This window comes from Paenibacillus sp. NFR01 (assembly GCF_900111565.1).
Taxonomy (GTDB): Bacteria; Bacillota; Bacilli; order Paenibacillales; family Paenibacillaceae; genus Paenibacillus_AQ.
Genome location: NZ_FOIK01000001.1, coordinates 1,147,102 through 1,171,849 on the forward strand (window position 1 = coordinate 1,147,102; position 24,748 = coordinate 1,171,849).

The 24,748-nt window shown below is 53.9% G+C and carries 29 protein-coding genes and 1 riboswitch; of the genes, 8 read left to right on the top strand and 21 right to left on the bottom strand.

The features are described 5' to 3' along the window. Positions 1-115: 115 nt before the first annotated feature. On the bottom strand, positions 116-1,327 hold the full coding sequence (locus BMW84_RS05180) for an MFS transporter (RefSeq protein WP_091065189.1): 1,212 nt from the start codon (positions 1,325-1,327) through the stop codon (positions 116-118). Between the two features lie 185 nt (positions 1,328-1,512). On the opposite strand from BMW84_RS05180, the gene BMW84_RS05185 reads away from it, so the two are divergent. Next, on the top strand, positions 1,513-2,796 hold the full coding sequence (locus tag BMW84_RS05185; protein ID WP_091065191.1) for a hemolysin family protein: 1,284 nt from the start codon (positions 1,513-1,515) through the stop codon (positions 2,794-2,796). A gap of 22 nt (positions 2,797-2,818) precedes the next feature. On the opposite strand, the gene BMW84_RS05190 is transcribed toward BMW84_RS05185, so the two are convergent. Then, entirely contained in the window at positions 2,819-3,328 is a 510-nt protein-coding gene (locus BMW84_RS05190) for a GNAT family N-acetyltransferase (protein WP_091065193.1), read from the bottom strand. Between the two features lie 31 nt (positions 3,329-3,359). Further along, on the bottom strand, positions 3,360-3,725 hold the full coding sequence (locus BMW84_RS05195) for a VOC family protein (RefSeq protein WP_091065194.1): 366 nt from the start codon (positions 3,723-3,725) through the stop codon (positions 3,360-3,362). A gap of 150 nt (positions 3,726-3,875) precedes the next feature. Between BMW84_RS05195 and BMW84_RS05200 the strand changes: the two genes are divergently transcribed. Then, positions 3,876-5,228: a TrkH family potassium uptake protein gene (locus BMW84_RS05200; RefSeq protein ID WP_091065196.1), complete on the top strand. Its 1,353-nt coding sequence runs from the start codon at positions 3,876-3,878 to the stop codon at positions 5,226-5,228. A 75-nt stretch (positions 5,229-5,303) separates the two neighbouring features. Here BMW84_RS05200 and BMW84_RS05205 read toward each other — a convergent pair whose 3' ends face one another. Further along, positions 5,304-5,570: a hypothetical protein gene (locus tag BMW84_RS05205; protein ID WP_175498682.1), complete on the bottom strand. Its 267-nt coding sequence runs from the start codon at positions 5,568-5,570 to the stop codon at positions 5,304-5,306. Positions 5,571-5,719: 149 nt separating this feature from the next. On the opposite strand from BMW84_RS05205, the gene BMW84_RS05210 reads away from it, so the two are divergent. The 3 genes from BMW84_RS05210 (at position 5,720) to BMW84_RS24685 (ending at position 8,601) form a co-directional block, all read left to right on the top strand. Beyond that, positions 5,720-6,952, top strand: a complete 1,233-nt coding sequence (locus tag BMW84_RS05210; RefSeq protein ID WP_091065198.1) for an aminopeptidase — start codon at positions 5,720-5,722, stop codon at positions 6,950-6,952. A gap of 25 nt (positions 6,953-6,977) precedes the next feature. Continuing rightward, positions 6,978-8,207 (top strand): aminopeptidase, encoded by a 1,230-nt coding sequence (locus tag BMW84_RS05215; protein WP_091065200.1) that lies wholly within the window; start codon positions 6,978-6,980, stop codon positions 8,205-8,207. 217 nt (positions 8,208-8,424) lie between these two features. Continuing rightward, positions 8,425-8,601, top strand: coding sequence for a hypothetical protein (locus tag BMW84_RS24685; protein ID WP_175498616.1), 177 nt, complete (start codon positions 8,425-8,427; stop codon positions 8,599-8,601). Positions 8,602-8,674: 73 nt separating this feature from the next. On the opposite strand, the gene BMW84_RS05220 is transcribed toward BMW84_RS24685, so the two are convergent. The 8 genes from BMW84_RS05220 to BMW84_RS05255 all read right to left on the bottom strand — a co-directional run bounded on the left by BMW84_RS05220 (position 8,675) and on the right by BMW84_RS05255 (position 14,796). Further along, positions 8,675-9,361 (bottom strand): AlkZ-related protein, encoded by a 687-nt coding sequence (locus BMW84_RS05220; protein WP_091065201.1) that lies wholly within the window; start codon positions 9,359-9,361, stop codon positions 8,675-8,677. Between the two features lie 43 nt (positions 9,362-9,404). Then, complete coding sequence (locus BMW84_RS05225) at positions 9,405-9,992, bottom strand: TetR/AcrR family transcriptional regulator (RefSeq protein ID WP_091065203.1); 588 nt, start codon at positions 9,990-9,992, stop codon at positions 9,405-9,407. Continuing rightward, positions 9,992-10,711 (bottom strand): MBL fold metallo-hydrolase, encoded by a 720-nt coding sequence (locus BMW84_RS05230; RefSeq protein WP_091065205.1) that lies wholly within the window; start codon positions 10,709-10,711, stop codon positions 9,992-9,994. Before BMW84_RS05230 ends, BMW84_RS05225 begins: the two co-directional genes overlap by 1 nt. Positions 10,712-10,759: 48 nt before the next feature. Beyond that, positions 10,760-11,032, bottom strand: a complete 273-nt coding sequence (locus BMW84_RS05235; protein WP_091065207.1) for a hypothetical protein — start codon at positions 11,030-11,032, stop codon at positions 10,760-10,762. A gap of 116 nt (positions 11,033-11,148) precedes the next feature. Next, on the bottom strand, positions 11,149-11,925 hold the full coding sequence (gene pstB / locus BMW84_RS05240) for a phosphate ABC transporter ATP-binding protein PstB (RefSeq protein ID WP_091065209.1): 777 nt from the start codon (positions 11,923-11,925) through the stop codon (positions 11,149-11,151). A gap of 29 nt (positions 11,926-11,954) precedes the next feature. Beyond that, positions 11,955-12,851 (bottom strand): phosphate ABC transporter permease PstA, encoded by an 897-nt coding sequence (gene pstA, locus BMW84_RS05245; protein ID WP_091065211.1) that lies wholly within the window; start codon positions 12,849-12,851, stop codon positions 11,955-11,957. Next, positions 12,848-13,699, bottom strand: a complete 852-nt coding sequence (gene pstC / locus BMW84_RS05250) for a phosphate ABC transporter permease subunit PstC (RefSeq protein ID WP_254772935.1) — start codon at positions 13,697-13,699, stop codon at positions 12,848-12,850. Before pstC ends, pstA begins: the two co-directional genes overlap by 4 nt. A gap of 140 nt (positions 13,700-13,839) precedes the next feature. Then, positions 13,840-14,796 (bottom strand): phosphate ABC transporter substrate-binding protein, encoded by a 957-nt coding sequence (locus BMW84_RS05255; protein ID WP_091065214.1) that lies wholly within the window; start codon positions 14,794-14,796, stop codon positions 13,840-13,842. A 263-nt stretch (positions 14,797-15,059) separates the two neighbouring features. Here BMW84_RS05255 and BMW84_RS05260 point away from each other — a divergent pair, with 263 nt between their 5' ends. After that, positions 15,060-15,953 carry a LysR family transcriptional regulator gene (locus BMW84_RS05260; RefSeq protein WP_091065215.1) on the top strand — a complete coding sequence of 298 codons (894 nt, stop codon included), beginning with the start codon at positions 15,060-15,062 and terminating at the stop codon, positions 15,951-15,953. A gap of 109 nt (positions 15,954-16,062) precedes the next feature. Here the strand turns inward: BMW84_RS05260 and BMW84_RS05265 are convergent, their stop codons facing one another. The 5 genes from BMW84_RS05265 to BMW84_RS05285 all read right to left on the bottom strand — a co-directional run bounded on the left by BMW84_RS05265 (position 16,063) and on the right by BMW84_RS05285 (position 20,548). After that, positions 16,063-16,881: a class I SAM-dependent methyltransferase gene (locus BMW84_RS05265; RefSeq protein ID WP_091065217.1), complete on the bottom strand. Its 819-nt coding sequence runs from the start codon at positions 16,879-16,881 to the stop codon at positions 16,063-16,065. 36 nt (positions 16,882-16,917) lie between these two features. Continuing rightward, positions 16,918-17,832, bottom strand: a complete 915-nt coding sequence (locus BMW84_RS05270) for a DMT family transporter (RefSeq protein ID WP_091065219.1) — start codon at positions 17,830-17,832, stop codon at positions 16,918-16,920. A gap of 153 nt (positions 17,833-17,985) precedes the next feature. Next, positions 17,986-19,122 (bottom strand): zinc-dependent alcohol dehydrogenase, encoded by a 1,137-nt coding sequence (locus BMW84_RS05275; RefSeq protein ID WP_091065221.1) that lies wholly within the window; start codon positions 19,120-19,122, stop codon positions 17,986-17,988. A gap of 80 nt (positions 19,123-19,202) precedes the next feature. Then, on the bottom strand, positions 19,203-20,003 hold the full coding sequence (locus tag BMW84_RS05280) for a VanW family protein (protein ID WP_091068081.1): 801 nt from the start codon (positions 20,001-20,003) through the stop codon (positions 19,203-19,205). Positions 20,004-20,020: 17 nt separating this feature from the next. Continuing rightward, positions 20,021-20,548 (bottom strand): cysteine hydrolase family protein, encoded by a 528-nt coding sequence (locus BMW84_RS05285; protein ID WP_091065223.1) that lies wholly within the window; start codon positions 20,546-20,548, stop codon positions 20,021-20,023. Between the two features lie 160 nt (positions 20,549-20,708). Between BMW84_RS05285 and BMW84_RS05290 the strand changes: the two genes are divergently transcribed. Next, positions 20,709-21,599 (top strand): RCC1 domain-containing protein, encoded by an 891-nt coding sequence (locus BMW84_RS05290; protein WP_091065224.1) that lies wholly within the window; start codon positions 20,709-20,711, stop codon positions 21,597-21,599. A gap of 47 nt (positions 21,600-21,646) precedes the next feature. On the opposite strand, the gene queE is transcribed toward BMW84_RS05290, so the two are convergent. From queE to queF, 4 genes are read right to left on the bottom strand one after another with little or no spacing between them, the layout of a single operon-like run. Next, the gene (gene queE / locus BMW84_RS05295; protein ID WP_175498757.1) at positions 21,647-22,405 is read right to left on the bottom strand and encodes a 7-carboxy-7-deazaguanine synthase QueE; all 759 of its coding nucleotides are present in this window, start codon (positions 22,403-22,405) and stop codon (positions 21,647-21,649) included. After that, a complete protein-coding gene (gene queD, locus BMW84_RS05300) occupies positions 22,362-22,844 on the bottom strand; it encodes a 6-carboxytetrahydropterin synthase QueD (RefSeq protein ID WP_091065226.1) in 483 nt (160 codons plus the stop codon). Before queD ends, queE begins: the two co-directional genes overlap by 44 nt. Continuing rightward, complete coding sequence (queC, locus tag BMW84_RS05305) at positions 22,837-23,502, bottom strand: 7-cyano-7-deazaguanine synthase QueC (RefSeq protein ID WP_091065228.1); 666 nt, start codon at positions 23,500-23,502, stop codon at positions 22,837-22,839. The genes queD and queC overlap by 8 nt, the downstream gene beginning before the upstream one ends. 27 nt (positions 23,503-23,529) lie before the next feature. After that, positions 23,530-24,003 carry a preQ(1) synthase gene (queF, locus tag BMW84_RS05310; RefSeq protein WP_217646127.1) on the bottom strand — a complete coding sequence of 158 codons (474 nt, stop codon included), beginning with the start codon at positions 24,001-24,003 and terminating at the stop codon, positions 23,530-23,532. A gap of 156 nt (positions 24,004-24,159) precedes the next feature. After that, positions 24,160-24,203: riboswitch (PreQ1 riboswitch) on the bottom strand. Positions 24,204-24,378: 175 nt separating this feature from the next. On the opposite strand from queF, the gene BMW84_RS05315 reads away from it, so the two are divergent. Beyond that, complete coding sequence (locus tag BMW84_RS05315) at positions 24,379-24,723, top strand: protein YmzB (protein WP_091065232.1); 345 nt, start codon at positions 24,379-24,381, stop codon at positions 24,721-24,723. The last annotated feature ends 25 nt before the right edge of the window (positions 24,724-24,748 follow it).

The following is a 24,748-nucleotide window of genomic DNA, read 5'->3' on the forward strand; positions in this document are numbered from 1 at the left end:
ACAAAAAAACGGTTCTGTTCACAAATCGTGAAGAACCGTCGTCATACTATCCATATTAGCACTGCAGGCAGAGTCACATCAAGTAGAAAGGCAAACAATTGTTCTTAATGGCCGGCTAACTTAACTCCAGTCCTTTCGTCTCCCTGCCCAGCAGCAGTACCGCGAGCGCCCCGATGATAATGGTCACGAAGAACAGCATGAAAATCGTGCTGATGTGGACCGAACGGTCGACCAGCGTGCCGACCAGCGTCGGGGCAATGATGCCGCCGATCCGCCCGAATGCGGTAGCCAGACCCGCCCCGGTGGAGCGAAGCGCGGTCGGATATAACTCCGGCGTGTAGGCGTACATGCCGCCCCAGGCGCCGAGATTGAAGAACGAAAGGCAAATCCCCGCCGCCATTAGCATGCCTTCCGTTGTCGCGTTGCCGAACCAGGCGGCACTGCCGGCGGTAAGCAGCAGATAGATAACCAGGACAAACTTGCGGCCGAATTTTTCAATGAAATAAGCCGCGGTAAAGTAACCAGGTAGCTGGGCCAGCGTCATGATCAGCACGTACTCGAAGCTTTTCACGAGACTGAAGCCTTTCAGCACCATGACCGTCGGCAGCCACAGGAACATTCCATAATAAGAGAAGACAACCGTGAACCACAGAATCCAGAGCATCACCGTCGATTTGCGGTATTCCGCATTCCAGACGGTTGCGATCCGCTTGCGGAGCGACACTGGCGCACTCTTGACCGCAGCGAAGCGCGGCGAGTCGTCGATGGTCCGTCGCAGCACCAGCGCGTACAGTGCCGGAATGGCGCCGATGACAAAGGCGATTCGCCAGCCGTAATTCGGAATGACGAAATAAGCGATCAGCGCCGAGGCAATCCAGCCAACGGCCCAGAAGCTTTCCAGCAGCACGACAGCGCGGCCGCGTTCTTTGGCGGGCATGCTCTCCGAAACGAGCGTCGAGGCAACCGGAAGCTCGCCCCCGAGCCCGAACCCGGCGATGAAGCGCAAAACGCATAACACCGCGTACCCTGCCGCAAACGCAGACAGCCCGCTGGCCACCGAGAAGACCAGCAGCGTCCACAGCAGCACCGACTTGCGGCCGAAACGGTCGGCGAGAATCCCCGCGGCTGCGGCGCCGATCGCCATTCCGACCGAGTTAATGCTGGTTAAATATCCGATTTTATCCGGTCCGAGCGACCATTCCTTTGCCAGCGCAGCAACGACGAAAGAAATCATTCCCACGTCCATCGCGTCAAACATCCAGCTGATGCCTGCGCTCAGCAGCAGTTTCCGCTGCTTCGGTTCCCGGAGCATTTGCATATGACTCATGTCGACCCACCCCTTCCTGACTTCACAATTTCGACATTTTATCTATTTCTTTTCCTAATATTAGTGATGTAAAGTGCAAAAATCAAGAAATTGCCTCCGCGCAAAAATTGCTCTTTCTTTTTAAACAACTTAAACTGTAGGAATATGCACTTATTTATAACCAAGAGAGGGATGGTAACAGTTTTATGGGTATAGGACTTAGTTTGACGCTGGTGGCCATTTTGATTGTTTTAACCGCTTTTTTTGTAGCGACGGAATTTGCGATGGTACGGCTCAGAGGCAGCCTGATCAGCCAAATGGTGCTGGAGGGCCGTAAAAACGCGTTGGCGATCGAAAAAGTCGCCGCCAACCTGGACGGATACCTATCCGCATGCCAGCTCGGTATCACGATTACGGCTCTGGGCATCGGTGCTCTCGCGGAACCCGCTTTCGAGCAGCTGCTGCTGCCGGTTTTCGATTGGGTTCATCTCAGCCACAGCTTCAGCGAGCCGGTCGCGTTTATACTGGCGTTCCTGATTGCGACGTTTCTGCATGTGGTGGTCGGCGAGCTGGCGCCCAAGACGGCGGCGATCAACATTCCGGAAAAAATCAGTCAATTTACCGCTCCGTTAATCATCTGGTTCTATAAATTGCTGTATCCGCTCATCTGGCTGATGAACGGTTCGGCGAATCTGCTGGTCCGCGTATTTGGCATGAAGCCGGCCAGCGAGCACGGGGATGCGCATTCCGAGGAAGAAATCCGGCTTATTTTGTCCGAAAGCTATGAGAACGGCAAAATCAACAAAGCGGAATACGGGTATGTGAACCGGATCTTCACCTTCGACCAAATGCTGGCGAAAGACATCATGGTGCCGCGCACCGACATGGTGTGCCTGTTCACCAACCATTCGCTCGAAGACAATTTCGCCATCATCCGCAAAGAACAATACACACGCTTTCCGGTAGCGGACGGCAGCAAGGATAATATCGTCGGGATGATCAATACGAAGCAGCTCTTTTTGAAATATGACAACGATCCGGATTTTGACTTCAAAAGCCTGTTGCAGCCGCTGCTGACCGTATCCGAGGTGATGCCGGTCAAAACCCTGCTCACGCGCATGCAGCAGGAGCGGGTTCATATCGCTTTATTGCTGGATGAATATGGCGGGACTTCGGGTCTGATTACGATTGAGGATATTCTGGAGGAGATTGTCGGCGAGATTCGCGACGAATTCGACGGGGATGAACGCAAGGAATTTGAAAAGCTCGCGGAAGACCACTATTCAGTCGACGGCAAGGTATCCCTGCTTGAGCTTAATCAATTAACCGGTATGGACATTATTGATGAAGAAGTGACGACCATCGGCGGCTGGCTTTACAGCCATATGCCTGAACCGGCAGCCGGCAAATCCATAACTTATGGCGATTGGGAACTGACCGTCCGCGAGATGAGCCGTCACCGGATTCATAAAGTCGAAATCAAGAAATAATCAAGCCGGACGGGCGAAGCCGTCAGTCGGCGAGTATTTTGCTCATATAATACTCGTCGACCCACGCTTCGCCGATCCGCAGCGATTTCCGCTTCGTTCCTTCGATTTCAAAGCCGCATTTGGCATACAGCGCAAGAGCTTTGGTGTTGTGCGTCATCACCGTCAATTCCAGCCGGATCAGCCCTGCGCCCTTCGCCCAGTTCTCCATCTCTTGAAACAGCGCGGCACCGACCCCGATTCCCTGGAACTCCTGCAGAATACCAATGACGAGATAGGCGCTGTGCCTGTTCCGCTTCACGCTCCCGCCCCGCAAGGATAAGTAGCCGGCCAGCTTGCCGTCCGCTTCCGCTCCGATCAGGATGGAGTTGTCCGCCCGTTCAAAACCTTGTATCATGTCCTGAACCTGTTGAAGCCCGCTTTGCCGTTCTCCGGGTTCCAGCAGCATAAACGAAGTTTCATCGTCCAGCCGGTGCTGGAGCGTTAGCAGCTCTGCCGCATCCGCTGGAATCAACCTGCGCAGTGTGATCATCATTCTACTTCCCCCTTGCCAAGCGCCTGGCCAATCATTCATCGTCCCCGTTTCGGCAAATCATGAGCACATTCCCGTCCGGGTCCTTGAAATTAAACCAATGGTCATGTTCGATATCGGTCAGCAGTTCGGCGCCGCTAGCCTTGACGTAATCGTATGCACGGTCAATGTCGAGGGTATTCAAATGGAAAGCCGGGGCTTTTAGCACCACTTCGGGCGTATAAATTTTGCTGTCCAGCACCAGCGACGGCCCCTCCATCGGAACGACAAATAAATGCCCGAATAGGATTTCGCCGTCCGACGGCAGACCAAGCAATCCGCAATACCAGTCTCTCGAACGTTCAATGTCGCTTACCGGAACAAACACACCGCCAATTTGATTCAAAATCGGACTTGTCACGGGAACAAATGCCTCCTTTGCCTGATTGGAAATCGTCTTCCAAAAGGTAGTATTCGATAAAATTTGCCATTATCCTGCCGATTTCGTGAACTTTATAGGCTCATGCTATAATGGGGCCATTGCATTCATAGAATCCTTACGTCAGGGGTAATGTCGTTGGCAAATCTATTCTACGGGAAACTTAAGCTGACGCCGCCCAAAATTTTGTCCATCGGCTTTGTCATGCTCATAGTTGTGGGAACGGTACTGCTATATTTGCCAATTTCAAGCACAGGCCGGGACCTGTCCTTCATCGATGCTTTATTCATGGCGACTTCAGCCACCTGCGTCACCGGTCTGGCGGTGATTGATCCGGGTACCCAACTGACTTTTTTCGGCCAGATAGTGCTTCTGACGCTGATACAGTTTGGCGGGCTCGGTTTTGTGACGATGGCAACGCTGATCACTCTCGTGCTGAACAAAAAGATCTCGCTCAAGGAACGCCTGCTGTTGCAGGAATCGATGAACCAGAACTCCATGCAAGGCATCGTCAAGCTGATCCGCCGGGTATTGATTTACTCCCTGGTTATCCAGTTGAGCGGCGCAGCGCTGCTGGCCGGCCGGTTTCTGATCGACATGCCGGTTGGCAAAGCGGTCTACTACGGCCTTTTTCACAGCATCTCCATCTTCAACAACGCCGGTTTTGACCTGTTCGGAGACATCCACGGACCGTTCAGCGGGCTGACCGAGTATGCGGAAGACCCAATCGTGAATATAACTACCATGCTGCTTATTTTTCTGGGAGGAGTCGGTTTTATCGTATTGTCCGATGTGCTGGACTGGCCGAAACGCAAACGGTTAACGCTTCATTCCAAAGTAGTGCTGTCCACGTCCGTTCTGCTGGTCGTCATCGGCGCTATAATCTTCTTCTGGCTAGAAGTACGCCATACGCTCGCTCCGCTTCATCCCGGGGGCAAAATCATGGCATCGCTCATGCAGTCCATCTCCCCGCGTTCGGGCGGTGTGGCCACCGTAGATATTCTCGCGCTTCGCGAATCGACGCAGTTCCTGACTATTCTGCTGATGTTCATCGGAGCAGCACCGGGTTCGACCGGAGGCGGCATCAAAATCACGACGTTCGCCATTCTGATCGTTACCGCTTACTCGAAGCTGCGGAGCAAAGACGACATCGTCATGTTCCGGCACCGCATCTCCAAGAACAACGTTTACCGTGCTATCTCCATAAGCCTGCTCTCCCTGATGCTTGTGGTCATCGCCACCATGCTGCTGTCAGTTACGGAACACGCAGATTTTCTGAGCATCTTATTCGAAGCGGTGTCGGCATTCGGTACTGCAGGCATGTCAATGAGCCTGACTCCGGAGCTTACCACTGCTGGAAAACTATTCGTCATCATCCTCATGTTTGTCGGGCGGACCGGTCCTCTGACGCTTGCTTATGCCTTCAAATCGCAGCAATCCAAGGAAATATTCCGTTATCCCGAAGGCACCGTCAGCATCGGCTGACCAACCTTTCGGAAAAAGAACCAACCCGGACGGCTTTTGCCTCCGGGCTTTGCTTTGTACATCTGCGGACTGTACTTACGCTTCCTGGGTATCCAGCGCGGCATCCAACAGCAGGTTATAAAGATCGTCGTCTTTCTCCAACTGCTCGTCCGCCTGCAGAAATTGCTCTTCGCTTCCGGGTTCTCCGGCAAAGCTCAGGCTGTAGTCCCAATCGCTTCCGTTCTTGCTGTAAAAGGTAACTTCGTAAGGAAATTTATGCCCTTCCAGAGCAAAAACGGTCCGGCCGACGTATCCGCCTTCTTCTACGCTCTTCAGTTCGGCTTTTTGAATGTCCACATTCATAATCATTCATCCTTTCGCAATGCTCTCGTCCCTTCATAGTATATCATTGATAGCGGCGTTTCGCCGCATTGCCTACTTCATTGACTTTTTTCATCCGGCGGTTGATAATTTACTATTAGAATAAAAATACGTTATCAGGAGGGAAACGAATGTCAGATTTTCAAGAAAAGCTTGGCAAGTATGCAGATCTAGCCGTACGTATCGGTATCAATGTCCAGCCGGGGCAAACCCTGGTCATCAGCGCGCCGGTCTCCGCCGCCGAGTTCATCCGGCTGATTACGGCCAAGGCATACGCCGCTGGCGCAGGCCTCGTGAAGGTGAACTGGAATGACGAGTTTGTGACCCGTCAGCAGTATGAACATGCCGCCGATGAAGTATTCACCAAAGCGCCGAAATGGTTCGCCGGCGAAATGACCGAGCTCGCCGAAGAAGGCGGCGCATTCTTGTCGGTACTGGCAGAAAATCCGGACGCATTGAAAGGCATCGACCCGGCCCGCATCGCAGCTAACCAGAAGACGCGTTCCACGGCGCTGACGAAGTTCCGCGAACTGCAGATGTCGGACAAAGTCAGCTGGTGTCTCGTTGCTGTACCTTCCCAGGCATGGGCAGACAAAGTCTTCCCTGACGTACCGGCCGAAGAACGGGTCGACAAGCTCTGGAACGCCATCTTCCACACCGTGCGCATCGATCAGGAGGATCCGGTTGCCGCATGGCAAGCCCATCTGGACAACCTCGAGAGCAAATCCGCAGTGCTGAACGCCAAAAAGTACAAAAAACTCCACTACATAGCCCCTGGTACCGATCTGACGATCGAACTGCCGGAAGGTCATCTCTGGGCTCAGGGTGACAGCATCAATGCCAAAGGACACACCTTTGTAGCCAATATGCCTACGGAAGAAGTGTTTACCGCTCCATTGAAGACCGGAGTGAACGGCACGGTCCGCAGCACCAAACCGCTTAGTTACGGCGGCAACATTGTCGACAATTTCTCGATTACCTTCGAGAACGGGCGGATCGTCGGCGTCAGCGCCGAAAAAGGCCAAGATACGCTGGAACATCTGATGGCGACGGACGATGGCGCCAAGTACCTCGGCGAAGTTGCGCTTGTGCCTCACCAATCGCCGATCTCCGATTCCGGAATCCTGTATTACAACACCCTGTTTGACGAAAATGCGTCCAATCATCTGGCCATCGGCATGGCTTACGCCTTCTGCCTTGAAGGCGGCAAAGACATGACGCCGGAAGAACTGATCGAACGCGGACTCAACAGCAGCGTCACCCACGTCGACTTTATGATCGGCTCCGCCGACATGGATATCTACGGCATTACCGAGGACGGCGCGCGCGAAGCGGTCTTCCTGAAAGGCAATTGGGCATTTTAAAAGTTAAGATTTAGGGGGAGAATCGATGCTGGATTTTAAGCAAAAGCTGGAAAATTACGCATTGCTTGCGGTGAAAATCGGAGTCAACATCCAGCCGGGCCAAACCCTCGTGCTGAATGCCGACATTGCCGCCGCCGAACTGGCTCGCCTGATCGTGCGCAACGCTTATGAAGCAGGCGCCAAATGGGTTAAAGTTAATTATACGGACGAAAAAGTAACCCGCACGCGCTACGATCTTGCGCCGGCGGAAAGCTTCCTGATGCCGCCCAAGTGGCAGGCCGACGAGCTTGAGGATCTTGCCCGGAACGGGGCGGCTTTCCTGACGATCATCTCTGCCGATCCGGATCTGCTGAACGGCGTAGACCCGCAGCGGATTGCCGACTTCCAGCGTACGGCCGGCCAGGCTATGATGCCTTACCGCGAAATGATGATGTCCAACTTCGTCAGTTGGAACGGCCTTGCCTTCCCTTCTCCTGCCTGGGCAGCCAAGGTATTCCCTGAAGCGCCGGAAGAAGAACAAGTCGGTCTGCTCTGGGATGCCATCTTCAAAGCCTGCCGCGCGGATACCGAAAATCCGGTGGAAGCCTGGCAGCAGCATTTGAGCGGCCTGCAAGCCCGCTGCGACCAGCTGAATGAACGGAAATACCGCAAGCTGCATTACACCGCTGCGGGTACGGACTTGACCATCGAGCTGCCGGAAGGCCATATCTGGTGTCAGGCCGGTGCCGTGAACAGTAAGGGAATGCCGTTCCTGGCAAATATTCCGACCGAGGAAGTATTTACTGCCCCGCATAAAGACGGCGCAAACGGCACGGTCAGCAGCACCAAGCCGCTGAGTTACGGCGGGAATATCATTGACCGCTTTACCCTTACGCTGAAGGACGGGAAAGTAACCGACTTCACTGCAGAGGTCGGCCATGATGCACTCGCAGCGCTGCTAGCGATGGACGAAGGAGCTGTCTCCTTCGGTGAGGTCGCGCTCGTTCCGTATCACTCGCCGATCTCCGAGAGCGGCATCCTCTACTACACGACATTGTTTGACGAGAATGCTTCCTGCCATCTGGCGCTCGGCGCCGCTTATGCATTCACCCTGCAAGGCGGAATCAGCATGAGCAAGGAACAGCTCGCCGAACGGGGGATGAACCAAAGCTTGACCCACGTCGATTTCATGATGGGTTCTGCAGACATGAATATCGACGGCATCCTGGACGACGGCACCGCAGAGCCGATCTTCCGTTCCGGTGATTGGGCTTAATCGATAGAGCAACATTTTCAGCCCCGTGCCTCCATTTTGTGGAGATGCGGGGCTTTTTCGAGTCATTTAATGTGATTAACAACTCCGATTAATATGGTTAACTATATATTTTTGAAGATTACTCCGAATTTTATTCACATAATTGTTGAATTTAGTTCACAATTATGCCACAATATTATTAGGATACATCTTGAATTATTGGTGAGGAGGGTTACCGATGAAAGAATCGATGTTCCAGGATAGGGAACAACCCGAAGCCGCTCGAACGGAGGCCAAAACGCCGACCGAAGCGAGCATTGCTGCCTCCAACGCGATAAAATACACAGCCTATGTCATGCTACTATTCGGCTTTTTATATTTCCTGGTCGCTTATTTGGCGCCGATGCTTGAGTAGTCCATTTTCGAAAACGCTTACGGCCAATCTCCCCTATCGGAGAAGATTGGCCGTATTGGCGTTAACCCACCATTTAGAACGCCAACGCTTTTTCGATCCAGCGGACCGCCTCTCGCGTCCACGAGGATTCCATATGCCCGCGCAGCCAGACGATCGCCTCTTCTCTTGTTCCTTCAAACGGCTCTATCCCGTTCTGCACCATCCAGATATCAGCAGGTTCATAGGACGTGCTCTTCCATCCGCTCTCCTCGCCTTCGGCGTTAATGCGAGCTTTTACACCTGAAATGACGATATCGAAATTGCCTTGAAGCTCCGTAAGAGCATTCTCGAATGTTGTCTTGCTCTCTTTTGCCTTCATCTCCGCCCTGCTGCGCAGCTCGCGGGTTTCGATTCCCGGCTGTTCACGGATGATTCGCATCAGCGCCAGCGACTCCTTGCTCGCCAGCCCGCTGTTGTACCGTTCCTCCAGCTCCTTGTCGCTTCCTATCGCTTTGGCAAAGGCCGGAACCCACTCGCGGGCGATCAGTACCGCTTTCTTCTTGATGAGTTTTCCGTATGCGGCCAGTCCGTCCCCCGGAAAGCGGACCCGCCAGCCCCAAGGGTCCTGCTCCGATCCGGTATGCCAGTTCTCTTCCTTGGTTAGACCATTCAGCGAAGGATGCTCCGGAATCAAGCCCGCGAGCGGAATGATACCCATCCGGTTCAAAACTTCAGCCATCTCTTCATACGTAACAACCTGCTTCATCCCCGTGTTCTCCATAACGCGCCTCCTAAGGTTTCCAGCAAATGAACCCATTACAAATTCAGACTTGACGTTCCGCCTCGTCCTTCATGCAACCGATTCCTGTAATAAAAGCATGGATTAAGCGGGAGTAACTGTCTGCCGTCTCTAAAGGCATCCCGAACGCGCCTGCAGCTTCCAGTGAGGCAAAGCCATGCATGAGGCTGCGCAGCCCGCGCACCGCATGCAGCTCACCCACAGCGCCAAGTTCATAATCGGCCAGGACACCGATGATCAAAGCCAAAATCCGGCTGCTGGCCGCCTCCATGGCGGCGTTGCCGGATTCAGGCGCGCGCAGCGTCGTTTCGTAGACGCCCGGGCGCCGCTTCGCATACGCTAGGTAAGCTTTGCTCATGGCAATTACAGCAGCCTCACCCCGCTTGTCCCTGGATGCTGCAGCTAGTTCAGCACCCAGCTCGGCCAGCCCATGAATGGCGATAAGGCTCCGGAGCGCGTCCAGGCTCGCAATATGATTATACAATGACGGTGGCCGCACGCCCAGCCTGGCCGCAAGCGCGGCCAGCGTCACCGCCTGAATCCCCTGCTCGTCGGCCAATTGTGCGGCGGCTTCGACGATGGTCAGCTCATCCAACCCGGCTCTCGGAGACATTACGCCAGCTCCTTCCCGAGCAGCCGCGCTGCCTGTGCGATCGCTGATTCCATTGCCCGCGCCGGCTCTGCAATCATATCGCCATGGCCGACGGCCAGGAGCGTCGGCTTGGTCTTCAGCAGCTTCAGAGCACTGTCCAAGGCGCTCTCCTTATGCCAGGTTGCCATGGCCGGAAACGGGAATCCGGGGACGATGGTCCCTGACACCGCCGTCCTGCGAAACGTCTGGTAAGCATCTCCGGCAATCAGCGCGCCGGTCCGGGTATCCTGGAAGGACATGGACCCCGGCGTATGTCCGGGCGAGTTCAAAGCCGTCAAAGCGCCGATCCGGTCGCCTTCGCGGAGCAATACATCCGCGCGCGTACGGACATTTTTGGGCACCGCCCCTTTAACGGGCATTTGCACTTCACCGGGCAGCAGCGAACGGTCACCGGCCAGGAGGCGGGCATCCCGTTCGGAGATGTACACCTTGGCTTCCGGTAGCAGCCTAACCAGCGAATCCAGTGCCCCGACATGATCGCCATGACCATGGGTGAGCACGATTCGGGTTATCGGACGGCCCAGCTCCGCGGCGGTTCGCAGGATTCCTTTTGCACAAAAGCCCATCCCGGCATCAATAAGTGTCAAGCCGTCTTCCTCTTCCACAAGGTAACAGTTGACCGGAAACAGCTTTGGCATCCAGGTCAATTGATATAGGTGCTCGTATTGGCGGATTCTCATGAATATCCCTCCATAAAAACTAATGTTAATAGTTAAATAATAAACTAATTAAATTAGTTTTTCAAGGGGGCATTTTCTGTTCCTTGAGCCTAAGGCGTCTTTTTGTTTGAGCGCTTCACGGTAAACGTCATTAAGGCAAGAATGCACAGGAAGAACACAACCGACCCAACCAGCGTGCTTAGCAGACTTTTCTCTCACATCGAATTTACCCGGTTCCAGTCCGTCCCAGAGCAGCATCACCGCCGCCCACACCAACGTTGCCCACAGGCTTCTTTGGAGATTTGATTTCTTCATTTCCTTTTGGGTCTCTTTCTTCTCCATAGTAGTTCCTCTCCCCCATTTTTTTCTAGCCGCTGATTTCAATGTATCAGTTTCACCCGTACTTCGGCCATAAAAAAAGCACCCTCACGGATGCTTTTTTGCTCATTAATCTGGAATCAGCCGAACCGGCCCATAATGTATTCTTGGGTCATTTGGTTGTCCGGGTTGCTGAACAGCTTCTCGGTTTTGCCATACTCTACAAGCGAACCCAGGTAGAAATAAGCAGTGTAGTCGGAGATCCGGGCAGCCTGCTGCATGTTATGCGTTACGATAACGATGCGCAGATCTTCCTTCAATTCCTTGATCAGCTCTTCCACTTTGCCGGTCGACACCGGATCAAGCGCGGATGCCGGTTCGTCGAGCAGCAGGATTTGCGGGTTAACCGACAGCGCACGGGCGATGCACAAGCGCTGCTGTTGGCCGCCGGAGAGCGCAAGCGCGGAATCCTTCAGGCGATCTTTGACTTCATCCCACAAGGCGGCGCGGCGCAAGCTGCTTTCGACGATTTCGTCGAGCGCCTGTTTGCCTTTAATGCCGTGGTATCTTGGGCCGAAGGCGATGTTGTCATAGATCGATTTATAGAACGGGTTTGGCTTCTGCCATACCATGCCGATCTTCTGGCGAAGTTTGATGACATCCGTACCCGGATCGTTGATATCGACGCCGTCGATCCAGATGCTGCCCTTCGTGGTTGAGCCGGAGATTTCGTCGTTCATCCGGTTCAGCGAACGCAGGAAGGTCGATTTACCGCAGCCGGAAGGCCCGATCAGCGCTGTCACCGTATTTTCGCCGAAGGGAAGGCTGATACCCTTAACCGCTTCATAGCTTCCATAAAAAATGCTCAAATCTTCCGTTTGAAATGATTCCCGTGCCGGTGCTTCTGCGATCCCCATGATAATTCCTCCTAAAGGTTAAATAAAACCTAATTCATCCGTTTGGATGCCGTCAGCTTGCGATAAATGAACCGGCCGAAGTATCGGGCCGCCAGGTTAAAGATCAATACGGTGATCACCAGCACCGCCGAGGCGCCGGCTGCGATTTGCACAGCATCCGGAGCCAGACCTTCGCTGTTGACCTTCCAGATATGCACCGCGAGCGTCTCAGCCGGGCGGAACGGGTTCAGCGGCGAATTGTTGTCGAGCGGATTCCAGTTGCTGAAATCCAGCCGCGGGCTGCTCATCCCCGCCGTAAACATCAGAGCCGCCGCTTCCCCGAAGACGCGGCCGGCGGACAGGATCGTGCCGGTAATGATGGTAGGCAGTGCAACCGGCAGCAGCACGGAGGTTACGATTTTCCACTTCGATAATCCGAGGGCAAAACCGGCTTCCTTCTGCTGCTTTGGCACCGTACGGAACGCCTGCTCCGTGATCCGTACCATCAGCGGCAGGTTAAAGACCGTCAACGCAAGTGCGCCGGAGATGAGCGAGAACCCAAGATTGAAATAGTTTACGATCAGCAGAAGGCCGAACAGACCGACGATAATCGACGGGAAGGACGACAGCACTTCGACGATAAGACGGATAAAGTCCGTTAATTTGCCGGGACGCGCGTATTCCGCCATAAAGATGCCGGCGCCGAGCCCGAGCGGCACAGTAATTATCAGCGTCAGGACTAGCAGGAACAAGGAATTGAACAATTGTGGTCCGATACCGCCGCCAGCCCGGATTTTTTGCGGTGCGGAGGTCAGGAAGTCGAAGCTTACATGACTAAGCCCCCGGACAAGAATGTAACCCAAGAGCCCCACCAGGATAGCAACGATAATCAGGGCGAAAAAGACAATGACAAAGGTAGCGATTTTATCAGCAGTTCTCGGCTTCAAATCTTATTTCTCCTTTCGAGCATTCTTACGAGGAGCACGAACACAAACGTCATCAGCATCAGCACGAGCGCCATGCTCCAAAGCGCATTATTGTGAGCCGAGCCCATGGTCGTGTTCCCCATGCCGAGCGTTATGACGCTGGTCAGGGTCGAAGCCGATTGGAACAGCGAATGCGGAACGAACGGCGCGTTGCCGATAACCATCTGCACAGCCAGCGCTTCGCCGAAGGCCCGTGCCATCCCCAGGACCACCCCCGTCATGATCGACGGGAAAGTTGTAGGCAGAATCACGCGGGAAATCGTCTGCCAGCGGGTTGCGCCCAAGGCGAACGAGGATTCCTTCAAATTCGGCGGCAGCGCGGCCAGCGCGTCGGCGGCGACGCTCGTAATGGTCGGGAGGATCATCACCGACAGCACCAGCGCACCCGCAGCAACGCCGATCCCCTGCCCCGGAAACGTATTCCGCAGAAACGGAACGATAACGCTTAGGCCAACGAAGCCGTACACGACCGACGGAATCCCCGACAGCAGTTCGATGACAGGCTGCAGCAGCTTTTTCCCCCAGCCCGGCACGATCTCGGTCATAAACAGCGCGGCGCAGATGCTGAGCGGACTGGCAATGAGCGCAGCCAGCAGCGTGACCAGGAAGGAGCCCGAAATAAACGGCAGCGCGCCGAACGAAGGCGTGTCTCCGTCAGGAGACCATTTGGTGCCGAACAAAAACTCACCGACGGTCGCATCGCCCGAAGTGAACGTCGAGATCCCCTTGGACGCAACAAAATACACCATTGATACAATGATGATAATAAGTAAAAGAACGCATAAGGACATGTAACTGCGTCCAATCATATCTTCGATATGATGTTTTTCAATCCGTTTTTTCTTTGGATTTACAGTCAAAGATGCTCCCTCTTTCTAAAGTGAAAAGAGAGGCAGAGTGTATCCGCCTCTTTTCACATAAATTCTTGTGAAACTTTGGAGAACCGAAATTACTTCGTTGTTACCGTTCCGCTAACGTCACGGGATACTTGCATTTGGGAAGCCGGGATGTAACCGAGGTCTACCACGTCGCCGTTTTGCACTTCGTCTGTCATGATGTAGTCCAGGAATGCTTTAACGGTTTCGTTCGGTTCGCCGTTCGTGTACATATGCTCGTAAGCCCACACCGGATATTTACCGGATACCACGTTGTCAACGGATGGCTCTACGCCGTCGTAATTGATCGTTTTAACGGTATCGTCGAGGTAAGACAGAGCCAGGTAGCCGATGGCTCCAGGAGTTTCAGCGATCATTTTCTTAACAGTACCCGAAGAGTCTTCTTGGATGGAGCCTGGAAGGTCTTCAGTCTTTGTTCCCAGGGCAAAACCTTCGAACGTAGCGCGGGTACCGGAGCTGCTAGGACGGTTGATGATTTGGATTTTTTGGTCTGCGCCGCCAACTTCTTTCCAGTTCGTTACTTTACCTGTGAAAATATCAACCAGTTGTTGCTTCGTCAGCGAGTCAACGCCTGCATCCGGGTGAGTTACCGCTGCAATCGCAACAACAGCTACTTGATGGTCAATGAGCGCTTTCGCTTTTTCGGCGTCGGCGTCTTTCAATTTCTCTTCAGCGAATACGTCGGAGTTACCGATGTCTACTTGCTTCTCGGCCACTTGCGTAAGACCTGTACCGGAACCGCCGCCTTGCACTTGGATATCTACGCCGGAATGCTCATTCATAAAGTTCTCCGCTACTTGTTCAACGAGCGGTTGCAATGCCGTGGAGCCGGAAGCAAGAATCGAGCCGCTCAGTTCCGCGCCGCTGTTGCCGGCAGGAGCATTGGTTGCCGCAGCATTGTTGCCCGTGCTATTGTTTCCCGTATTGTTGCCGTTGTTGTTGCCGCAAGCCGAAAGAGCCACCACACTGGTGAGTGCCAAAGCCATAATCCAAGATTTTCTGAGTTTCATTGTTGTTTAGTCTCCTTCTAAAATGGTTTGTGCTTGCTGAAATGCCGCACGGATTTATGATAGTTACAAATGCTTTTCAGAAGCTGCCGCACCTTGTCAGCACCGTTCTGACATTTCTTATTTTAGGGCCCGTTCGTCAGCTAATTGTTTTTTCTTTGTAAATTGAAAGATAAATATTATAATAATTTATATATAGTTAAATAGATTATTTCTATTTCGATCCTACATTTATTAACAGATCGTTAGAGTCCCGGAGGAAATTCATGAATATTGTGAAGCTGCAAATCATCGTTCTAATTGAAAAATACAAGAAGGTCACCGAAGTCGCTGCGGAGCTTGGCTTAAAGCAGCCTACCGTTTCATTTCATATGAAAAGCCTGGAAACCGAGCTGGGTGTCTCGCTCTTCCAGTACCGCAGCGGCCGCGTGCTGCTGACCGACGCCGGCAAATCGCTATATCAGTACGCAGTGAAAATCGTTGCTTTGACCGCGGAAGCGGAACGCAACATGAAGCAATTTACCTCGTTGACCACCGGTACGCTAGTACTCGAAGCCAGCCAGGTCTCCGGCAATTACGTGCTTCCCAAAATTTTGTCCCGTTTCGCTGAAATGTATCCGGGACTTGATCTTGCCCTCACCGTCCAATCCGGGCATCTCATTCGGGAGCGGCTGCGCGCGCAGGAGATCCAGCTAGGCGTGCTCGAGGTAGCGGAGTACGAGGATTACTTCTTTAATACTCGTATAGTGGCCGTGGACGAGCCGGTGCTTGTTTTTGCTCCGGATCATCCGATCCGTAAAGAGCAGCACCTCTCTCCGGAGCAAGCCGCGCGCGAGCTGTGGATCGAACATGAGCCCCGCTCCTTTCTCCGCGACATGACGGCGAAATGGGCGACACTGAACGATGTTCGAATCCTGGGCCATATGGCGGTCAATTCGCCGGAGGTGCTAAAACGCACGCTCCGCGAAGGCCGAAGCATCGGCCTGTTGCCCAAAAACGCGATTAAAAACGAGCTTGAAGCCGGAACGCTCGCCTTTGCCTCCCTCCCCGGAGAATCGCCCGGCCCGATCTCCTCTGTTCTTGCCTGGCAGAAAGACTATACGCTGACGCCGCTGCAGGAAGCATTCGTGGAGCTTGCGGCCGCTCAGCCTGCACACTGAGTGCTGCTGCCCCAGCTTAAGAAAAAGCCGGTATTCCGGCGTCTATCCATAAGGGATAAACGCGGAATACCGGCTTTTTATCGTCCGATTAAGTTTCGAACCTCAGTAATTATTTCTGCTTTTCTGCGATAAGGGCGAATGCCTTCGGAATGCCTTTGTCATAGACATCCGAAGATAAATTCGGTTCTTCAATCAGTTTGCGGATCATCAACCCGCCGGCGGCGGCCGCGGTGACGATTTCGCCTAACGTCCAGCGCCGCCAATGAACGACGCGCTGCTCCGTCTCCCCCGCAAGCGCGCCGGAAGGCAAATATTTGGCATAGGAGATGATTTTCTCCTCGAGCGTCGTATCGAAGTAGTCACCGTCAACCTTATGCTTCCGCACTTTGGCCGTCGATCCTCTGGAAGAAATCAGCTTCGTCGTGACCGGATGGAAATCGCGGAGCACAAACCTCCCGCCCGGAGCAAGCAGCCGGAGCGCCGTCTCCATGAACGGCGCCAAGTCGGTAAAATAGTGCACGATCCCCATTTCCGCAAACACGGTATCGTATTTCCCCTCAAGCGCTGCAGGCAGCTTCAGTACGTCGGATACGATATACTCCAGGTCAATCCCCGCTTCCTTCGCCAATTCCTCTGCGTAACGTCCATTCGCTTCGGAGAAATCCGCGACCGTTACCTTTCCGCCCAGCAGCCCGAGCGCCACGGCTTTGATGCCGTTCGAACCCATCAAATTCATGATGTGCTTCTCTTTCACCTCTCCCAGATAATGCAGCAGAGGCGCAAGTTTTGCTGCGGGAGCCTTTACGAGTTTCGCTGCAGCCTCCGCAGGCGTCCCGAAACGCCCAACCCATGCGGCATACGTATCTTCATTCCACAGTTCTTCACTGGAACGGCTGATTTCCGGTGTACCGTTATTTATTTCATTCATGGCATTAAATACCCCTTGTTTATTATATTATTAACCCTATGAAGCATTTTGCAGCGGCTCCTGGATAGCGGTTGCCGGCTTACGTCCCGAATATAAGTAGTAAGCGAGGCCGCCGGTGACGAGAATGCCGCCAATCCACTGAATCGCGCTGAGCTGTTCCCCAAGAAGCAGAAACGCGAGAATGCTTGCGCCGACAGGTTCGCCAAGAATGTTCATGGATACGGTGGTCGCCGAAGCGTATTGCAGCAGCCAGTTAAACAGGATATGGCCGAACACGGTCGGTACGACGGCCAACAATACAAAAATTCCCCATTCCTTCGGCGGATAATCAAAAAACGGGATTCCGGCAGCCCCATTATATACGGCAAACGCAAACGCGGCCGTCAAGAACACCATCAGACTGTACAAGTAAGAGGGCATTCGGGCTACAAGTCGCTGGCCGAGCATCAGATGAACAGCAACCGCCGCAGTACCGCCGACAGATAGCAGGTCCCCTTTCAAATTATCGGCAGATAAACCGATATCGCCCCAGCCGATGAAGACAACCCCGACGATGGCGATCAATAATCCGAGAATGGCGGCAACGCCCGATTTTTCCTTATATAGTACATAAGCCCCCAGCATGATAAATGCCGGTTCCAGCGCCATGATCATCGTCGAGCTTGCCACGGAGGTGTATTTCAGCGAGCCCATCCACAGCAGAAAATGCAGCGCCAGCATCAATCCGGAGCCGATCAGCAGCAGCCAGTCTTTCAAGGTCAGACGTTTGACGCTGCCTCCGTATTTGCGGGCAAACGGCAGCATCAGCAGCGAGGTGAACAGCAGCCGGTACATGCCCTGAACGGAAGCCGGTGCGGACGACCATTTGATAAAAATAGAAGAAAACGAAATAGCGATAATTCCGATCAGCATCAGCAGCGGAACCGGGAGCGGAGATTTTTGAGATTTCACGGGCGGTGTCCTTTCCGGGTAAAGTGTACTATGTAAATTTAACGTAATTCGTGAAAAAAAGCAGCATTTTTTCGCCGAAAATGAAAACAGGCACAGTCACCCGCAGCAACGCGGAGAACCGTGCCTTTTACGGCCAATCCATCATTCCCATACCTATGGCTTAAGTATGACCTTGATACAGTCTTCTTCCTTGTCGTTAAAAACATGATAGCCATGCTCCGCTCTGCTGATCGGAAGCCGGTGCGTAATGATGTCGGTCGGGTCAAATATTCCCTCTTTGATCATCTTGTACAGCTCCGGCATGTAATGGATAACCGGCGCCTGTCCCATCTTCAGCGTAATGTTACGCTCGAACAAGTTGCCCAGCGGGAACATATTGTACGTCAGCCCGTAGACGCCAACCAGCTGGATCGTACCGAATTTGCGGACGATATCCACCGCCATCCGAAACGCCCCGAGCGAGCCCCCCTGCAGCATGAGATTGGTCTCGATGCGTTCCATCACCGTTTTCTTGGCATCCAGTCCGACGCAGTCGATGACCACATCGGCGCCGCCATTTGTAATTTCCTTCATGTGCTTCTCAAAATCCTTGATTTTCTCGAAATTGAAAATTTCAACGTTGTTCTTTTGCTTGGCATGCTGCAACCGGTACGGAACGTGATCGACCGCGATGACCCGCTTGGCGCCCTTGATCCAGGCGAATTTCTGCGTCAGCAGCCCGACCGGCCCGCAGCCCAGCACAATGACGGTATCGCCCGGCTTTACGCCCGCGTTCTCCACGCCCCACCATGCCGTAGGCACGATGTCCGACAAGAAAAGCAGCTTCTCGTCTTCCATCTCCGCATCTTCAGGAATGACAAAAGGCCCGAAATTCCCGTAAGGCACCCGCAAGAGCTCCGCTTGTCCGCCGGCAAAACCTCCGTACGAATCGGAATATCCGAGATATCCGCCGGTATCCTTCGCTTCGTTGGCATGGTCGCATTGGCTTTCCATCTGATTTTTGCAGAAAAAGCATTCACCGCAGGCCACGTTGAATGGAATGATTACACGGTCGCCTTTTTTGACCTTAGTCACCTCCGGCCCGACGTCTTCCACAATCCCCATCGGCTCGTGACCGATGATGTAATTATCGTACATTCCGGGAATTTCCCCGTTATAAATATGCAGGTCGGAGCCGCAGATGGCCGTCGATGTAATGCGTACAAGGATGTCATCCTTTTTCTCCAGCTTCGCGTCAGGAACGTCCTTCACTTCGATTTTCGTCTTTCCCTGATAAGTAACTGCCTTCATGCCGCGATCACTCCTTCGGAAGTTGAGGTGTCACCTGTTATATAACCCACAATTCCCCGGAATTATCCGCTTCGGCGCAATTAAGCGTTCGTCAGCAGCGGCGAATACATCATTAAGGCATGATTTTCGGCGACCGCTTCGTCGCCTGCCCGCTCGCCCGAACGGGTCCAAATTTTGCGTCGGATCTTGTTGCTGCGGACATAACCGCCCCAGGGCTGCAGCGAAATCGCATGTTCGCTCTCGTAGACTTCATAATGATACAGCTGCGTTTGTTCGCATCGCCATTCGCCTTGCAAATGCGTCTCATCCAGCCAAATCTTGAGCTGATACACCTGGTCCGTATCGTTGCGGATCCCGAGATCCAGATAGTTATATGAACAGGTCGCCCCGCTGCCGAACGGCTGGGTCCGCTTCTCGTCGGGAAAAACGTCGTAGCTGTGACGGTGGCGTTCCGTTACGGTAAGCGGCGTATGCAGCGTCATCCAGTAGATCAGGTTGGAGAGCTGGCACAGGCCGCCGCCCGGCCCGGACCGGTAGCTGCCGTAGTGCAGCACCATGCCGTCGGCATACCCTTTGCGCCGGGACGGCTTACCGATGGTGCGCCAGTAGGAGAAGGTTTCGCCGGGACGGATCATAAGGCCGTCCAACCGGGCAGCGGCGAGGCGAAGGTTGACGATTTTATTATGCTGAAGCTGCATGTCCACGCCCCGAAGACGGCGCAGCAGCGGCGTTGCGTGGGAGAAGGCCAGCTCCGGCAAGGCATTAGGTTCGCGGCGTGTCGCGCGTTTTCTGCTGTTCGTAAGCCAGATGCCGTATCTTTTCCAGGTAAAATACCGTTTACCAAAAAACAGGCGCATTCGCGATCTTCGAATGGGCTTCATCGCAGAAAAGGCGGGGTTCACGCAAACTCGACCTCGCTCTCCGGCTTGAGCACGGCGAAGCTGCCTTCCAGCACGAGGTTGTGATGTTTCACGATATCGCCAGCGGACAAAATGCCGTTGTCGAACGTACTGTGCGCGTCGGCTACCAGGATCGGCCGGTAACCCATTGTAAACGCCCGGCGTGTCGTCGTATCGACGCAATAATCCGACTGCATGCCGCAAATCACCAGTTCGGTGATTCCCCGCCGCTTCAGCTCCTCATCCAGCGTCGTGTGATGGAAGGAATCACAGACGGATTTCTCAATCACCGTCTCTCCTTCCTGCGGAGCGATCAAATGGTTGATCTCCCAGGTCGGCGTTCCTTTGGCAAACTCGCTGTCGCCATCCTCCGTATGCTGAATGTAAATCACGGGCGTTCCGCTGGTGCGGGCTTTGGTAAGCAAGGATTGGATTCTGCCGATGACCCCCTCTTTGTCGTACGGCTCCATTCCCGGGTACGCAAACATCGCTTCCTGAACATCAATAATTAACAAGGCGGTTGTCATTAGTGCCAGTGCTCCCTTCTCTTTAACTTATCAAGATTATACCAAATTAGGCGGATGCGGTCTTTACGTGCGGACAACAATCCATTGATCTCTTACGTATTGAAAAATCATTAGGGGTCTGCAATACTAGCGGTACTATGGTGCTTGAAGGAGAAACGAAATGGCAAAATTTACGCCTCAGATCAGAAACGTACCTGCCGGCCTGCCGGCCGGAGTCGCTGCCGGTTACCGCCATACTGCCGGACTCCTGTCGAACGGTACCGTGATAGCGGTAGGAGATAACAAATATGGTCCTTGCAATGTAAGCGGCTGGAGCGAGATTATAGCGATCGCCGCGGGGGCTGCCCATATCGGCAGCTCCCATACCGTAGGCTTGAAGGCCGACGGCACGGTAGTGGCTGCGGGATGGAACAAATACGGCCAATGCGAAGTCAGCGGTTGGCGCAACATTGTGGCCGTTGCAGCGGGCTGGCGCCGCACGGTCGGCCTGCAAGCGAATGGCTTGGCGGTGGCTGTAGGCCGGAATAATGAAGGCCAATGCAACATCGGCGAATGGCGCGAGATCGTAAAGATCGCGGCAGGCGACTGGCATACCGTCGGGATTCGATCGGGCGGCACAGCGTTATCCGCAGGTAATAACCGATATGGCCAAGGCAATGTAAGCGGCTGGGAGGGGATGACGGCGGTGGCGGCGGGATACCTTCATACCGTTGGCCTGAAAGCGGACGGCACGGTAGCGGCTACGGGAATGAATCAGCGAAGCCAATGCGATGTAAGCGGCTGGTGCAATATCGTTGCAATTGCAGCGGGCAGCAATCATTCCGTTGGCCTGAAGTCAGATGGGACAGTGCTGGCTGCGGGGTGGAATCAACATGGCCAATGCGATGTAGGCGGCTGGAGCAATATTGTGGCGATTTCGGCGGGCAGCGCGCATACCGTGGGACTTAAAGTCGACGGAACAGTGGTTGCCGCGGGACGCAACAACGAAGGACAGTGTGATGTCAGCGGTTGGCACGGCTTTCGGGGACAGGCGCTTCCGTTTCAAGGATAAAAAAACAGGCTCCGAGAAAAAGCGGGGCCTGTTTTAATGTCTATATATTATTTACCGCGTTTATTATGCCAAATCAGTGCGTGCAGCTGCGGCAGCACTCTCGCCCTGTTCATGGCCGGGTCGGCGATAACCAGGTTAAAGAGCCATTCCAGCCGCCCGAGCAGCCGTGCGGAAATATCGCCTTCTTCGGTCACGTCGTCATTGCCCGGCTGCAGGAACAGCGGAATGTCCGGATAACGGGCATGCACGTTTTGCGCATAGGCATAATCGGTTTCATCGAAAACGACAACCTTCAATGTATGGTTGTTTTTGCCGCTATCCTTGAGCTTAGCCAGGATTTCGTCCAGCACTTCCCAATCGGTCGGCATGCCGGAGCTTGGGGGTTTTGGACTGATCGTCAGCGCGTCGATGTCAGAGAACCAGTCCTGCCAGCGGCTGCCCTGCGTCTCAATCGCCGCCTGCAGGCCGCGCTGGTGAAGCAGGCCGATAAGTTCGGCCATCGCCCCGCCGATCAGTGCCGGATTACCTCCGGAGATCGTCACCGTCTCGAACCGGTCGCCGCCCAGCTCGATCAGCCGTTCCATGATTTCCTCCGGTGACATTTGCTGAACCGCCGCTTTGGCCGAACCGTCCCAGGTAAAAGCCGAATCGCACCAATTGCAGCGATAATCGCAGCCGTAGGTGCGGACAAACATGGTCTTTACGCCGATCACGGCGCCTTCCCCCTGAATGGTGGGGCCGAAAATTTCAATTACGGGAATTTTACTCACAATCGCAGCCTCCGTGGAGACGGTATGACGGCCCATCCGCCGGAACATCGGCAGCAAGGACCTCGGCCCACGAGGTCGGCGTCTCCCACAACTTAACCGAATAGAGCGGCAAAGCCGCCTGTTTGAGCTTGTAGGCAATGTAAGCCGCCATGTTCTCCACCGTTGTCCGGAACGAGAGCAGCGCCACCTTGGAGCCGCTGCTTTGAAGCGTCTCCAGCACCGGCTCGTCGCCTTTCGCCAGAAAGGCATGATCCAGCCGGTCGACCAGACTTTGTCTGACCAGCGCCTTGATGTCGCCGAAGTCGATGACGAATCCTTCGTCGGAATGGCCGGGCTCGGTCACCGGCACGCCTTTAAGCACCACTTCAAGCTTATACGTATGACCGTGCAGGTTGCTGCATTTGCCCTTATGCCCGATCAGCTGGTGGGCAGCGTCAAAGGTAAAGATTTTACAAACGGAAACCTCGTTAAGCATGCCGGTGCGCCTCCCTTTCCGCTTCATACTGCTCGAGGCCGCGCCGGCGCAGCTCGCATGCCGGGCATTCGCCGCAGCCGCTGCCGATGATGCCGTTATAGCAGGTCAGCGTATGCTCGCGGATCTCTTCGAAATAGCCGAGCTCGTCGGCCAGCTTCCAGGTTTCCTTTTTATCCAGCCACATAAGCGGTGTATGAATGACAAACTCATAATCCATGGCCAGGTTGAGCGTAACGTTGAGCGATTTGATGAACACGTCCCGGCAGTCGGGATACCCGCTGAAATCGGTCTGGCACACGCCGGTAATAATATGGGCATAACCCAGCTGCTTAGCCAGAACGGCAGCAAACGACAGGAACAGGTGGTTTCGGCCATCGACAAACGTGCTCGGCAAGCCGCCTTCCTCCCCATGGGCAATTTCAATGTCGCTGCGCGTCAGCGCATTAGGGGCGAGTTGGTTCAGCAGCCCGAGATCAAGAATATGCTGTCTGACGCCGAACTTCTCGGCCAGCGCGGTGGCAACTTCAATCTCGGCCGCGTGGCGCTGATTATAATTAAACGTAACAACTTGGACTTCTTCAAAATGCTTCAACGCCCAGACCAGGCAGGTTGTGCTGTCCTGTCCGCCGCTGAATACAACCAGTGCTTTTTTATTCATCCGTCTACGCTCCTCTCGACGCCGCCTTTAGCGGTTGTCCACTTTCTCGGGATACAGGTCATGGTTCATCAGCCGGTGCTCGGCCATCGCCTCGTATTTGGTCCCCGGACGTCCCCAGTTGCAGTACGGATCAATGGAAATGCCGCCGCGCGGCGTGAATTTACCCCACACCTCGATATACCGCGGCTGCATCAGTGCGATCAGGTCATTCATGATAATGTTGACGCAGTCTTCATGGAAATCCCCGTGATTGCGGAAGCTGAACAAATAAAGCTTCAACGATTTGGACTCCACCATGCGCACGTCGGGAATGTACGAAATGTACATCGTTCCGAAATCGGGCTGTCCCGTTACCGGACAAAGACTCGTAAACTCCGGACAATTGAATTTGACGAAATAATCCCGTCCGGGATGCTTGTTGTCAAAAGCTTCTAAAATTCCCGGGTCATAGCTGAACGAATACTTGGTCCCCTGATTTCCCAGCAGGGTCACCTCTTTCATTTCCTCTGGCAATCTTCCTTCTGACACGACAAAAAACCCCTTCCTTTTTCCTTGGCTCCACGCCTTAATCGGGAAAGAAGAATGAGATTTCGAAAACATGGCTCTACCAAGCTTCAACTCTCCCGCACGCAGACAGACTCGTCCCGTACATGCGGAAGCGCGTTAGTTTTTTATAGAGGGAGTTTGCGAACCTCTCCTGCGCGGATGCACAGAATTCTTCTTGATGCGCTCTAGCGTTTGTACTATACCATGCCCCGCCCATCCTGACAACTGACAAATGTTTAACAGGATGAACGATCATTTGGATATGGATTCAATTTCGCGCTATGGGGTAACTTAAAAGTGACAACTTGCCAAACAAGGATGGGATCTAGAGTGGAACAGTCTGTGCAAACGCTGAAGAACTGGCTGGAAAGCCAATCGGGACATACCGTCAAGATTGAGAAAAAAGAGCTGAACGACCTGGATACCGTTCATTTCAAGCTGGATGCGGTGGAATACCGGGACGCGGACGATGTGCTCGACGATTATCTGGACAGCGCTTTGATTCTGCGGGGCTCCGGAAGCACGCTGAATCAGGAAGGGGAGCTGGTCCCGCTGCCGCAGCAAAGTTATGAAATCGCCCTCCACGGCCTTCGCATCGGCGGAATGGACGGGAATTACACTGAACTGCATACCGATCGGGGCAATTACGCACTGTCGGTTGAAGAAGCCCAATAATTTATTTTTGGAAAAGCAAAGAGCC